Source organism: Microbacterium sp. Root553, assembly GCF_001426995.1.
Classification (GTDB): Bacteria; Actinomycetota; Actinomycetes; order Actinomycetales; family Microbacteriaceae; genus Microbacterium.
Genome location: NZ_LMFY01000001.1, coordinates 1,876,758 through 1,889,726, shown reverse-complemented (window position 1 = coordinate 1,889,726; position 12,969 = coordinate 1,876,758). Strand labels below are relative to the sequence as shown.

At 68.0% G+C, this 12,969-nt stretch carries 10 protein-coding genes and 2 riboswitches; of the genes, 2 read left to right on the top strand and 8 right to left on the bottom strand.

Features of this window, described 5'->3' with window-relative positions; genetic code table 11:
• Positions 1 to 89 precede the first annotated feature (89 nt).
• The gene (locus ASD43_RS08745; RefSeq protein WP_056416189.1) at positions 90 to 1,229 is read left to right on the top strand and encodes a variant leucine-rich repeat-containing protein; all 1,140 of its coding nucleotides are present in this window, start codon (positions 90 to 92) and stop codon (positions 1,227 to 1,229) included.
• Between the two features lie 31 nt (positions 1,230 to 1,260).
• On the top strand, positions 1,261 to 2,043 hold the full coding sequence (locus tag ASD43_RS08740) for a CPBP family intramembrane glutamic endopeptidase (protein WP_056416186.1): 783 nt from the start codon (positions 1,261 to 1,263) through the stop codon (positions 2,041 to 2,043).
• 31 nt (positions 2,044 to 2,074) lie between these two features.
• Here the strand turns inward: ASD43_RS08740 and ASD43_RS08735 are convergent, their stop codons facing one another.
• The 8 genes from ASD43_RS08735 to ASD43_RS08700 form a co-directional block, all read right to left on the bottom strand.
• A complete protein-coding gene (locus ASD43_RS08735; RefSeq protein ID WP_056416183.1) occupies positions 2,075 to 2,650 on the bottom strand; it encodes a PH domain-containing protein in 576 nt (191 codons plus the stop codon).
• A gap of 2 nt (positions 2,651 to 2,652) precedes the next feature.
• On the bottom strand, positions 2,653 to 4,326 hold the full coding sequence (locus tag ASD43_RS08730) for a dipeptide ABC transporter ATP-binding protein (protein WP_056416180.1): 1,674 nt from the start codon (positions 4,324 to 4,326) through the stop codon (positions 2,653 to 2,655).
• Positions 4,323 to 5,267 carry an ABC transporter permease gene (locus ASD43_RS08725; protein ID WP_056416176.1) on the bottom strand — a complete coding sequence of 315 codons (945 nt, stop codon included), beginning with the start codon at positions 5,265 to 5,267 and terminating at the stop codon, positions 4,323 to 4,325. The genes ASD43_RS08730 and ASD43_RS08725 overlap by 4 nt, the downstream gene beginning before the upstream one ends.
• Positions 5,260 to 6,186: an ABC transporter permease gene (locus ASD43_RS08720; protein ID WP_056416172.1), complete on the bottom strand. Its 927-nt coding sequence runs from the start codon at positions 6,184 to 6,186 to the stop codon at positions 5,260 to 5,262. The genes ASD43_RS08725 and ASD43_RS08720 overlap by 8 nt, the downstream gene beginning before the upstream one ends.
• 101 nt (positions 6,187 to 6,287) lie before the next feature.
• Positions 6,288 to 7,958, bottom strand: a complete 1,671-nt coding sequence (locus ASD43_RS08715; RefSeq protein ID WP_200946581.1) for a peptide ABC transporter substrate-binding protein — start codon at positions 7,956 to 7,958, stop codon at positions 6,288 to 6,290.
• Positions 7,959 to 8,170: 212 nt separating this feature from the next.
• The gene (gcvP, locus tag ASD43_RS08710; RefSeq protein ID WP_056419383.1) at positions 8,171 to 10,999 is read right to left on the bottom strand and encodes an aminomethyl-transferring glycine dehydrogenase; all 2,829 of its coding nucleotides are present in this window, start codon (positions 10,997 to 10,999) and stop codon (positions 8,171 to 8,173) included.
• Positions 11,000 to 11,060: 61 nt separating this feature from the next.
• Positions 11,061 to 11,438, bottom strand: coding sequence for a glycine cleavage system protein GcvH (gcvH, locus tag ASD43_RS08705; protein ID WP_056416166.1), 378 nt, complete (start codon positions 11,436 to 11,438; stop codon positions 11,061 to 11,063).
• Complete coding sequence (locus tag ASD43_RS08700; protein ID WP_056416163.1) at positions 11,435 to 12,619, bottom strand: glycine cleavage system aminomethyltransferase GcvT; 1,185 nt, start codon at positions 12,617 to 12,619, stop codon at positions 11,435 to 11,437. The genes gcvH and ASD43_RS08700 overlap by 4 nt, the downstream gene beginning before the upstream one ends.
• A gap of 51 nt (positions 12,620 to 12,670) precedes the next feature.
• Positions 12,671 to 12,799, bottom strand: a riboswitch (glycine riboswitch).
• Position 12,800: 1 nt separating this feature from the next.
• Positions 12,801 to 12,895: riboswitch (glycine riboswitch) on the bottom strand.
• Between the last annotated feature and the right edge of the window lie 74 nt (positions 12,896 to 12,969).

Genomic DNA, 12,969 nt, shown 5'->3' with positions numbered 1-12,969 from the left:
TCATGAATCCTGGCTGAACGGCTTCTGTCCCCCGCCGATCAGCCGCGATCTCCCCGCAAGGCCGTAGAGCGGTGCGATACCGTGAAAGCATGGTGGACCGAGGGTACGACATCGATCTCGCGGGTGTGCAGAACCCCTCGACGGCGCCGGCTCAGCTGGCCGAGATCGCCGCACGACGAGGGGATCTGCATCCGCTCGTCCTCGCCCATCCGGCGTGCTATCCGCAGCTGCGCGAATGGATCTTCCAGGTCAACCCGTCGGTGCGGGCGGCGATGAGCGCTGGTCCTGCGATGCCTCCTGGTCCTGCGATGCCTCCTGCCGCGGCGCCGGGTGCGGCTATGGCTCCGGGTCCGCGGCGCGGACGCGGCGGACTATGCGCACTCCTCGGATGCGGTGGTCTCGCGCTGCTGGGCGTCATCATCGTCGCGATCGTGTTCGTCGTGGGGCTGCTCACCGGACCCTCGACACAGGATCGGCCGACGAGCGACCGATCGACGAGTGAGGGGACCACGGCTCGCGACGACTCCCTGGCGGCGTTCGATGCGGAACGCACCAGGTACTACGAGCTCTACGCGCAGATCGAGAGCAATCCCGTCGCTCCGCTGGTCGCGGACCTGTTGGCGTTCCGGCGGTGGGAATCGAGCATCGCCGACCCCAGCCTCACCGACGCGTCGGTCGCGCAGTACGCCGCCGACGCCAGGGGCGCCCGCGAGCAGCTGGAGCAGCGCATCGCCGACGCCGCGACCCGACGCACCAATGCGTCGGGCTCCGTCACCGAGGCGATCGTCGATGAGTCCGGCCAGGGATTCATCGACATCGCGTGGGACGCGAGCGCCGAGTGCGGGACCTCCCGGCGGGCGGATGAGGGTCGCATCACGATCGGATGCGTCTCGGAGGAGCCGCTCGCGGTGCACCTGGCTCCGGAGGACCAGCTCGGTGGCGACACCGCCAGGCGCGTGGTCGCGCTGCACGAGCTCTCCCACCTCTACACGCGCGCCGACAGCGATGCGAAGGGGGCAGCCCTCTCGGCATCCACCGTTCTCGTCGAACAGGGCCACTTCCAGGGCAACAGCGAGGTCTTCGCCGACTGCTACGCGCTCACCTATCTCGATCTGTGGACTCTGACCTTCGACGGTCGCGAGTACGGCTACGGCTACATCTGCACCCCCGAGGAGCGTCAGCTCATGCGCACCTGGGCCGCCGAGGTGCACGCGCCCATGCCGCAGTGATCGCCCCTGCCCGAGTACGATCGGTGGTCCCATGAGCTTCCTTCCCCCCGCAGCGCCGTCGCGAGCACGCGTCTGGTGGGAGATCGCCATCGTGCTGGCTCTGGGCCTCGGACAGTCGGCCGTCTATGCCGTCGTCCAACTCGCCTACCGCCTCACCGACGTCACGCCGCTGGCCGATCAGACGGCCACGCTGAATCCGTCGCGCAGCGACCGCGAGATCTTCGATCTGATCTACCAGGTGCTCTCGATCGGGTTCTCCCTCGTCCCCGTGCTGCTGGTCTGCTTCCTGCTGTGGCAGTCCTCGCGGCCGCATCTCGGTCGCCTGGGGCTCGACGGCACCCGGGTCGTCCCCGACATCGGACGCGGCGTGCTGCTCGTCGCGGCCATCGGCATCCCCGGCCTCGGCCTATACCTCGTCGGTCGCGCCTCCGGCCTCTTCGTCGCCGTGAATCCCGCCGGGCTCGACGCGTACTGGTGGACGGTGCCGGTGCTCCTGCTCGCCGCGGCGCGCGCCGCGCTGCAGGAGGAGTTCGTCGTGCTCGGCTACCTGTTCGCGCGTCTGCGGCAGCTCGGGTGGGGTCCGTGGAGCATCATCATCGCGACATCGGTGCTGCGCGCGAGCTACCACCTCTACCAGGGGCCTGGCGCCTTCATCGGCAACCTCGCCATGGGCCTGCTGTTCGGATGGCTGTTCCAGCGCAGCGGGCGTCTGATGCCGTTCCTCGTCGCGCATTTCCTGATCGACGCCACGGTGTTCGTCGGCTACCCGTGGGCGGCGGCGACGTGGCCGGAGCTCTTCGGCCTGCCCGGCTGACGCGGCGCCCGCCGGATGTCGGGGTGCGGTGTCAGCGCATCATTCCGGAGTTCGCGAGCACGATCGACACCGCAGCCCAGAGCACGATCGCGGCGAGTGCCGAGAGCGCCCGCACATCCCAGGTACGCCGGATCGGAGCCTCACCGGTGAAGGGTGCCGCCTCCCACCGATCACGGATGTCGGTGAGGTCGCGGAGCCCGGTGGGAGCCTTGGCGGCTTCCCCCTCGGCACCGGGGCGTCGCACCGGGCGGGCACGAGCGGGCCCGCCGTAGCACGTGACGTCGGAGCCGTCCGCGAGGGTGAACACCAGCTGCCAGCGCAGGTCGATGTCGCGCACGGCCGCCCAGTCGAAGGACGTGCGGCGGAGCATGTTCTGCACGGTCGCTCCCTCGGAGTCGACGCGCACCATCGAGACGAAGGCGATCTCATAGACGACCCAGAGGCCGAGCAGCACCCACGGGGCGAGCAGCAGCATCGACCACCAGCCGGCACGCACCACGGCGTCGCCGAGGAGGAACAGGGCGAGCAGGGCGCAGATGACGAGGGAGACAGACCCGGAGGCCGCACGGAACGTCCGTGCGGCCTCCGAGTGAGGGTCGGTGCTCACTCTCAGTGACCGCCGAGGGTGATCGATGCCCCGGGGATCGCCTTGAGCAGACGATCCGTGTACTCCTGCTGCGGGTTGGCGAAGATCTCGTCGACGGTGCCCTGCTCGACGATCTTGCCCTTCTCCATCACGCAGACCAGATCGCTCGACACCCGCACGACCGCGAGGTCGTGGGTGATGAACAGATACGTGAGTCCGAGCTCCGACTGCAGCTCGGCCAGCAGCTGCAGCACCTGATCCTGCACCAGCACGTCGAGCGCCGACACGGCCTCGTCGAGCACGATGATGTCGGGCTTGAGCGCGAGCGCACGGGCGATCGCGACACGCTGACGCTGGCCGCCCGAGAGCTCGTTCGGGTACCGGGTCGCGAGCACGCGCGGGAGCGAGACCTGGTCGAGCAGCTCCTCGACCCTGGCGCGCTGCGACACGCGATCACCGACTCCGTGGATCTGCAGCGGTTCGGCGATGGTGTTGCCGATGTTGCGCAGCGGATCGAGAGAGCCGTACGGGTCCTGGAAGACCGGCTGCATACGACGACGCAGGCCGAACGCCTGCGCGTTCGACAGCTTCGAGACGTCCTTGCCGTCGATCTCGATGGTTCCGCTGGTGGGCTCCTCGAGCTTCAGCACCATCTTCGCCACCGTGGACTTGCCCGAGCCCGACTCCCCGACCAGAGCGAGCGTCTTGCCGCGAGGGATCGCGAAGGACACGTCGTCGACAGCACGGAAGGCTTCGCTGCGGAAGCCGCCCTGTCGGATCCGGTAGTCCTTCGTCAGCCCTGCGACACGAACCGTCGGCGGGATGTCCGCGAGGTCGTCGAGCGTCTCGATGCCGCGGTCCTCCACCACCGCCTGGATGCGCTGCGATGCCACGCTCGGGGCTGCAGAGACCAGACGCTTCGTGTACGGGTGCTGCGGGTTCTCGAGGATCTCCCGGCTCGGCCCTGCCTCGACGATGTTGCCGCCGTTCATCACGATGATCTTGTTCGCCCGCTCGGCCGCGAGACCGAGGTCGTGCGTGATCAGGAGCACCGAGGTGCCCTTGTCGCGGGTCAGCGACGCCATGTGATCGAGGATCACGCGCTGCACGGTGACGTCGAGAGCCGAGGTCGGCTCGTCGGCGATGAGCAGCTTCGGGTCGGCCGCGAGGCCCATCCCGATCAGCGCGCGCTGACGCATACCGCCCGAGAACTGATGCGGGAACTGGTGCAGACGCTTCTCGGCGTCGGCGAGACCCGCCTGCTGCAGCACCTCGATCGTGCGAGCTTTGGCGGCGTCTCGGCCCTGGGCGATGCCGTTGGCACGGATCGCCTCCTTGACCTGGAAGCCGATGCTCCACACGGGGTTGAGGTTCGACATCGGGTCCTGCGGCACGAAGCCGATGTCCCGACCGCGCACCGCCTCGATCTCGCGTCGGTTGAGAGTGGTGAGCTCGCGACCGTCGAGGGTGATCGATCCCGACGTGATCTGCCCGGTACCGGGCAGCAGGTTCACGATGGCCGTGGCCGTCGTGGACTTGCCGGAACCCGACTCGCCCACGATCGCGACCGTCTCGCCCGGCATGACGTCGAAGCTGACTCCGTGGAGTACTTCGCGCAGGCCCTCCTGCGTGCGGAACGCGACGCTGAGGTCGCGGATGCTGAGCAGCGGGACCTGTTCGGTGATTCGCTCGCTCATCGGCGGGCCCTCGCCTTCGGGTCGAGGGCGTCTCGGATGAGCTCGCCCAGGGTCACGAACGCCAGCACCGCGAGGGTGAGGGCGATCGACGGATAGATGAGTGCCATCGGAGCGACGCGCAGCGAGGCCTGGGCATCGCCGATGTCATTCCCCCACGACATCACGCCGCTGCCGAGACCGACCCCGAGGAACGACAACGTCGCCTCGGCGACGATCGCCGCCGCGAGGCCGAGCGTCGACACGACGAGCAGCGGTGCGATGGCGTTCGGGATGACGTGGTTCAGGAGGATCTTGAACTTCGACTGTCCGAGCGCCTGTGACGCCATGACGAAGTCGGCCTGTCTCACCCTCAGCACCTCGGCACGCACGACGCGCGCCGTGGAGGCCCAGGCGAACCCGCCGATCGCGAACGCGAGGGTCCACACCGAACGCGAGTCCCGGAACACCGTCATCACGACGACCGCCGCGAGGATGTAGGGGATCGCGAAGAAGATGTCACCGACGCGCGAGAGGACCGAGTCGAGCCATCCGCCGTAGAAGCCCGCGAGGGCTCCCATGATCAGACCGAGAATCGACGAAATTGCCGTGGCGATCAGACCGACGGCAAGCGACGTCTGCGACCCCCAGACGATGCGGGCGTAGATGTCGCAGCCCTGGAAGGTGAACCCGAGCGGGTGACCCGCACTCGGCCCTCCGTTGCTGTTCGACAGATAGCAGTCGTCGTTCGGCGGCGTCGCGGTGAACAGCGTCGGCCAGAGCGCCATCACGAGGAAGAAGAGCGCGAGGACGACGGAGAACCAGAACAGCGGGCGGCGACGAAGGTCGGCCCACGCATCCCGCCAGAGGTTGCTGGCCTTGTCCGAGATGCGGACGGCGTCGACAGAGATCGACTCCGTCTCGATCGGAGCGACGTAGTGCTTCTGAGAGATGGGATCAGGCATAGCGAATCCTCGGGTCGAGCAGACCGTAGAGCAGGTCGATGACAAGGTTGACCAGCACGTACAGGATGACGAAGACGGTGACGAACGAGACGACCGTCGGCCCCTCACCGCGCTGGATCGCCTGGAACAGCGTGTTGCCGACGCCCGGCACGTTGAAGATGCCCTCGGTGACGGTGGCGCCGACCAGCAGCACGCCGAAGTTCGTGGCGGAGTTGGTGATCACCGGGATCAGCGAGTTGCGCAGCACGTGCACGGGCAGCACCCGGTTGCGCGAGAGCCCCTTGCTGTAGGCGGTGCGCACCCAGTCCTGGTTCAACGTCTCGATCACCGAGCTGCGCATCAGGCGCATGCTCACGGCGTAGAGGCTGAAGCCGAGCACGATCGCCGGCAGCCAGAGACCACCCCAATCGTTGTCTGCGCCCACGGTGGGCTTGAACCAGCCCCACTGGATCGCCAGGAAGTACTGGGCGAGGAAGGCGACGACGAAGATCGGGATCGCGATCGCGACGAGAGCCACGACGAGCGAGACGTTGTCGAACAGCTTGCCCTTGCGCAGCGCCGAGATGGTGCCGATGATGATCGCCAGCACGAACTCGATCGCGATCGCCATGACGGCGAGACGCCCGGTGACGGGAAGCGTCGCGGCGAGGACCGAGGAGACCGGACGACCGGAATAGGTCGTGCCGAGATCACCCTGGAACACGCCGGTGATGTAGTACCAGTACTGCACGAGGAACGGGTCGTTCAGGTGGTACTGCTCGCGCAGCTGGGCGACGACCGCCGGACTCGGGGTCTTGTCGCCGAACAGGGCGAGGATCGGGTCGCCGGGCATGGCGAACACGAGGAAATAGATGAGCAGGGTGGCTCCGAAGAAGACCGGGATCACCTGCAGAAGACGTCTCAGAATGTAACCGAGCATCCGCTTGTCCCTTCTCGAGGGGAAAGAAAGTGCGGCGAACACAAGCCTGTGAGGCGGTGACGAAGAATCGTCACCGCCTCACAGGTGAAGTGCCGTCAGACTTACTCGCCGGCCTTCGTGATCGCGTAGTAGAGCGGAACCGAGTTCCAGCCGAACGTCACGTTGTCGACGCTCTCACCGAAACCACCGGTCACGTTCGAGTACCACAGCGGGATCGCCGGCAGATCCTGGAACAGGACCTCCTGCGCCTTGGTGAAGTCCTCGATCTGCGCGTCGGCGTCGGGGTTGCTGATGCCGGCCTTGATGAGCTCATCGAACTCGGGGTTCGAGTAGTCACCGTCGTTCGAGCCGGCGCCGGTCGCGTAGAGCGGTCCGAGGAAGTTGTACAGACCCGGGTAGTCCGCCTGCCATCCCGAACGCGCAGCGGTCGTGATCGTGCGGTCGTTGATCTTCGAACGAAGATCCTGGAAGGTCGGGTACGGGTCGCCCGATGCCTCGATGCCCAGCGTGTTCTTGATGCTGTTGCTCACCGCGTCGACCCAGGCGTCGTGTCCGCCGTCGGAGTTGTACGCGATCTTGAACTCGCCGTCCCACGGCGAGATGGCGTCGGCCTCGGCCCACAGCTTCTTCGCCTCGTCGGGGTTGTAGTCCAGGACCTCGCTGCCGGGGACCGAGTCGGACCAGCCGTCGATGACCGGCGAGGTGAAGTCGGCGGCCGGGGTGCGGGTGCCCGAGAAGATCGTCTCGGTGATCTCCTCGCGGTTGATCGCCATGGACAGCGCCTGGCGGCGCAGCTGGCCCTCTTCGCCGCTGAAGTGCGGGAGGAACTGGCCGATCGTGAACGACTGGAACACCGCAGACGGCTGGTTCACCGCACGGTCGCCGAACTCGTCCTGGAAGACCGGGAGCGAGCCGGTGGGGATCGCGTCGATCACGTCGACGTCGCCACCCTGCAGGTCGGCGTAGGCCGCTTCCTGCGTGGCGTAGAACTTGATCGTCAGACCGCCGTTGACTGCCTTGCGGCCGCCGTCGTAGTCGTCGTTGCGCACGAGGTCGATCTGCACGTCGTGCTGCCACGCGTCGTCGCCGTCGATCATGTACGGTCCGTTGCCGATCGGGTTCTGACCGAACGCGTCCATGTCGTCGAACGCGGCGTCGGGCAGCGGGTAGAAGGCCGAGTAGCCGAGACGCAGTGCGAAGTCGGACGCCGGCTTGTTCAGGGCGATCGTGAAGGTGTAGTCGTCGACCTGCTTGAGGCCGCTCAGGTCACCCTGTGCGCCGAAGATGTCGTCGTCGGGGTTCGCCGGGTCACCGGCGTCGTTGACGAATCCCTCGATGTCCTCGAAGAAGTAGCCGGAGAGCTGTGCGTTCTCGGCCTGTGCGCCGTAGTTCCACGCCTTGATGAAGTTGTCTGCGGTGACCTCTTCACCATCGGTGAACTTCAGACCCTCGCGGATCTTCACGGTGATGTTCTGCGGGTCCTCCGTGGTGATCTCCTCAGCCACGTCGTTGACCGGCTTGCCGTCGGCGTCGTAGTAGATCAGACCGGCGAAGATCTCGTCGAGGATCTTTCCGCCGCCCACCTCGTTGGTGTTGGTGGGGATCAGCGGGTTCTCGGGCTCGGAGCCGTTCGTGGTGATGATGGCATCCGCGTCGGCTGCTCCCGAACCGGTGTTGCCGTCGTCGGTGCCGCCGCTCGCGCAGCCCGCGAGCGCCAGGGCGCCGATCGCGAACAGCGCGGTGCCCGCAAGGGCGATCTTGTTGCGCTTCACTTTTTTGTCCTCCTGGACTGTCAAACAAATCTGCGCGCTCATCGTCGAGTGCGTAGGGATATCTGACTGTAACCCGCGGTTCCGCGCCTTCCGGTCTCGGCTAATGAACCGTTACTGAGTGGTGACCAACCGTAATCTCGCGGAAACATGCGGAAATGAGAGGCGGCGCCGCATCCCGGAGGACACGGCGCCGCTTCTCGACCGTACGCGGGTCAGGCGAAGGCCTCGATCGGCGGGCACGCGCACACCAGGTTGCGGTCGCCGTACGCCTGATCGATCCGGCGCACCGGCGGCCAGTACTTGCCCGCGACCAGCGCGTGCACCGGGTAGGCGGCGTCCTCGCGGGTGTAGGCGTGCTCCCACTCCCCCGCGATCAGCGAGACCGCGGTGTGCGGTGCGTGCACGAGAGGGTTGTCGTCGGCGGGCCAGCGTCCTGCGGCCACGGCATCCGCCTCGGCCTTGATCATGACCATCGCCTCGATGAACCGCTCGATCTCGCCGAGGTCCTCGGACTCGGTCGGCTCGACCATGAGCGTGCCCGCCACGGGGAACGACATCGTCGGAGCGTGGAAGCCGTAGTCGATGAGACGCTTGGCCACATCGTCGACGGTGATCCCGGTCGCCTCCTTGAGCGGACGGAGATCGAGGATGCACTCGTGCGCGACCCGTCCGCCCTCGCCGGCGTAGAGCACCGGGTAGTGCTCGGCGAGGCGGGCGGCGATGTAGTTCGCCGAGAGGACGGCGGCGGCCGTGGCGTGACGGAGGCCGTCGGCCCCCATCATGCGCACGTACGACCACGAGATCGGGAGGATGCCCGCCGAGCCGTAGGGGGCTGCGGAGACCGCGCCGCCCTCGAACACGAAGCCCCCGGCGTGCTCCGCACGCTGGGCGAGCGGATGCGACGGCAGGTGCGGGGCGAGGTGCGCCTTGGCCGCCACGGGGCCCACACCGGGACCGCCGCCGCCGTGCGGGATCGCGAACGTCTTGTGCAGGTTGAGGTGCGAGACGTCTCCGCCGAGGTCGCCGAATCGGGCGTAGCCGAGCAGCGCGTTCAGGTTCGCGCCGTCGACGTAGACCTGTCCGCCGGCCTCATGGACGGCATCCGTGATCTGCACCACATCCTGCTCGTAGACGCCGTGCGTCGACGGGTAGGTGATCATCAGCGCCGACAGTTCATCGGCGTTCGTCGCGATCTTCGCCCGCAGGTCGTCGAGATCGACGTTGCCGAGCTCGTCGCAGGCGACCACGACGACCTTCATCCCCGCGAGCACGGCGGAGGCCGCGTTGGTGCCGTGGGCGGACGACGGGATCAGGCACACCGTGCGCTGCGTGTCGCCGTTCGCGAGGTGGTAGCCGCGGATCGCGAGGAGCCCGGCGAGCTCGCCCTGCGAGCCGGCGTTCGGCTGCAGCGAGACGGCGTCGTATCCCGTCACCTCGGCGAGCCACGCCTCGAGCTGGGTGATCATGTCGAGGTAGCCCCCGACGTCGGATGCCGGAGCGAACGGGTGGATGCCCGCGAACTCGGGCCACGTGATCGACGCCATCTCGGTGGCCGCGTTGAGCTTCATGGTGCACGAACCGAGCGGGATCATGCCGCGGTCGAGCGCGTAGTCGCGATCCGCGAGGCTCTTCAGGTAGCGCATCATCGCGGTCTCGCTGCGGTGGGCGTGGAAGACCGGGTGGGTGAGGTACTCGTCCTGTCGGAGCAGGTCCTCGGGAAGAGCGCCGCGAGATCCGGAGCCGAAGAAACCGAAGGCACGCTCCCGCGGGCCGCCGAACATCTGAGCGACCCGGTGAAGCTCGCTGACGGTCGTCGTCTCGTCGACCGAGAGCCCGACCGTGTCGGCATCGACCGCGTGCAGCAGGATGCCGGAGTCGTGAGCCTGTGCGACGATCTCGGCCGCCCGGGCCGGGACCCGCACCCGCAGGGTGTCGAAGAACGCGTCGTGCACGAGGTCGGCTCCCGCGTCGGCGAGCCAGTCCCGCAGCATGACGGTCTTCGCCGCGACCTCGCCGGCGATCGCCTTCAGCCCGTCGGGACCGTGGTAGACCGCGTACATCGAGGCCATCACCGCGAGCAGGACCTGCGCGGTGCAGATGTTGCTCGTGGCCTTCTCACGACGGATGTGCTGCTCCCGCGTCTGCAGCGACAGACGGTACGCGGGCTTGCCGTCGGCATCGACCGACACGCCCACGAGGCGCCCAGGCAGCTGGCGCTCGAGACCCGCACGCACGGCCATGTAGCCCGCATGAGGGCCGCCGAAGCCGAGGGGGACGCCGAAGCGCTGCGTCGTGCCGACCGCGACGTCTGCGCCGAGCGAGCCCGGCGACGCGATCAGGGTGAGCGCGAGCAGGTCGGCCGCGACCACGGCGAGTCCGCCCGCCACGTGCGCGGCGTCGATCACGGCGCTCGGATCCCAGACGCGTCCGGACGCACCCGGGTACTGCACGAACACGCCGAACAGCTCGGCGGGGAGCTCCTCGCCCGCGGCGAAGTCCACGTCGACGAGTTCGATGCCCACGGCCTCGGCCCTCGTCTCGAGCAGCGCCTTCGTCTGCGGGAAGGCATCGGCGTCGACGGCGAACACGTTCGACGCCTTCTTCGACGCACGGCGTGCCAGCAGCATCCCCTCCACGACCGCGGTGGACTCGTCCAGCATCGACGCGTTCGCGGTGGTCAGACCGGTGAGTTCGGCGACCATGGTCTGGAAGTTGATGAGGGCCTCGAGACGGCCCTGGGAGATCTCCGGCTGATAGGGCGTGTAGGCGGTGTACCAGGACGGGTTCTCGAGCACGTTGCGCTGGATCACCTGAGGGGTGATCGTGCCGTAGTAGCCGAGGCCGATCATCGGCCGGTTCACCGTGTTGCGAGCGGCGAGCGCGCGCAGCTCCGCCAGCGCTTCGGTCTCGCTCGCGGCGCGCGGGATGACCGAGTCCGCGGAGGCGTCGGTGAAGATCGACGAGGGCACGGCCTGGCGCATCAGCGCCTCGACAGGGCTCCAGTCCTCGAGGGAGGACTCGACACCCAGCGCGTCGAGCATCAGACGCTGGGAGGAGGCGGTGGTTCCGATGTGACGATCGGCGAAGGAGACCACTGGTCGATCAGCCCTCCGTGAGAGCGACGTACGCGTCGCGGTCCATCAGGCCGTCGAGCGCTCCCGCGGCGACCGAGACCTTGAGCAGCCACCCTCCGGCGAACGGCTCGGCGTTCACGAGCGAGGGGTCGTCCACCACGGCGTCGTTGATCTCGACGACCGTGCCGCTGACGGGGGCGTACAGCTCCCCGACGGACTTGGTCGACTCGATCTCGCCGACCACGGAACCCGCCGTGATCTCGGTTCCCACCGCGGGGAGCTCGACGAAGACGACGTCGCCGAGCTTGTCGGCCGCGTAGTCGGTGATGCCGACGGTGGCGGTGCCGCCGTCTGAGGCGATCCACTCGTGCTCGTCGGTGTAGCTGAGTGCGTTGAGGTCGGTCATTTGGTCCTCCGATAGAAAGGCAGAGCGGTCACGGTCGCGGGGATCCTGGTCCCCCGCACATCAAGGAATACTGCGGTTCCCTCCGCAGCAGAAGACGGTGCGACGTAGGCCATCGCGATCGGATGGCCGAGTGTCGGGCTGAGCGCGCCACTCGTGATCTCACCCAGGACGACGCCGTCCTGGTCGACGACCGGGTACCCGGCGCGACCCGCGCGCCTGCCCTCGGCGACCAGACCGACCAGCACGGGCGCGTCGGCGGCGGCGGGCGTGGCGTCCTTGCCGATGAAGCTCTCCTTGTCGGAGACGACGACCCGACCGAGTCCGGCCTGCGCGGGTGTGATCTCGCGCGACAGCTCGTGGCCGTACAACGGCATGCCCGCCTCGAGACGAAGGGTGTCGCGGGCGGCGAGACCCGCGGGCACGAGCTCGTGCGCGTTCCCGGCCGCCGCGACCGCATCCCACAGCGCCGGCGCGTCCGCCGCGCGGACGAGCAGCTCGAAGCCGTCCTCCCCGGTGTAGCCGGTGCGGGCGATCAGCAGGGGCGACCCGAGGAAGGTCGCGTCGGCCCACGCGTAGTATCGCTGCTCAGCCCAGGGCACCGAGACCTCGGAGATGCCCTCGGTCGCCGCGACGATCGCCTCGGCGGCGGGTCCCTGCACGGCGAGCAGCGCGTACTCGTCCGAGACGTCCTCGACGTCGACGCCGCGGTCCCCGAGGAAGCCCTCGAAGGTGCGCTCCTCCCCTGCGACGAGTTCAGGGCGCTCGCGCTCGACCATCGAGGGGAACGAGCGGATGCGCGACGCGAAGGCGGAGTCGACGAAACCGCGGTTGCCGGCGTTGGCGATCACCAGGAACCGGTCTTCGGCGAGTCGGTAGACGATCACGTCGTCGACGATGCCGCCGTCGTCGGCGAGCATCAGCGAGTACTTCGCCTTGCCCACGGCCATCGCGGACAGCCGCCCGGCGAGCGCGTAGTCGAGGAAGTGCGCGGCGAAGTCGCCGGTGACCAGGAACTCGGCCATGTGCGAGATGTCGAAGATCCCGGCGGACCGGCGCACGGCGTGGTGTTCGGCGAGATCCGAGGTGTAGCGCACCGGCATCTGCCAGCCGCCGAAGTCGGTGAATGACGCGCCGAGCGCTTCGTGGCGTTCGCGGAGCGGGGTGTAGCGAGGGTCGGACATGGAGTTCTCCCGGGCTGGGTCGGGAGGAACGGCGCTGCCGCTCCTCGGAACTCCCCCTCTGTCATGAGCCTGAGAGCTTCACCCGGGATCGGGCTTTCACCGTCGGCGGATCCCGTGGTTCCTGGGCGAGGACGCGCGGAGCGCGCCCGAGACGCAGGGTGGAATCGCTTTTCAGAGTGGCCGGAACCGCGCGGTACGCGTACCTGAGAGATTGGCGGGGAGGCTTGCTCCTTCGGTGCCCGGCTGCGTTCGCCGGGGCTCTCCCGCGTGGGTCATTCGGCCTGTCTTCACTTGTGGGCCCAGTCTAGCGGGTCGGAGCATCGACGCCAGGGTGCGCCGACCCGCGAGGC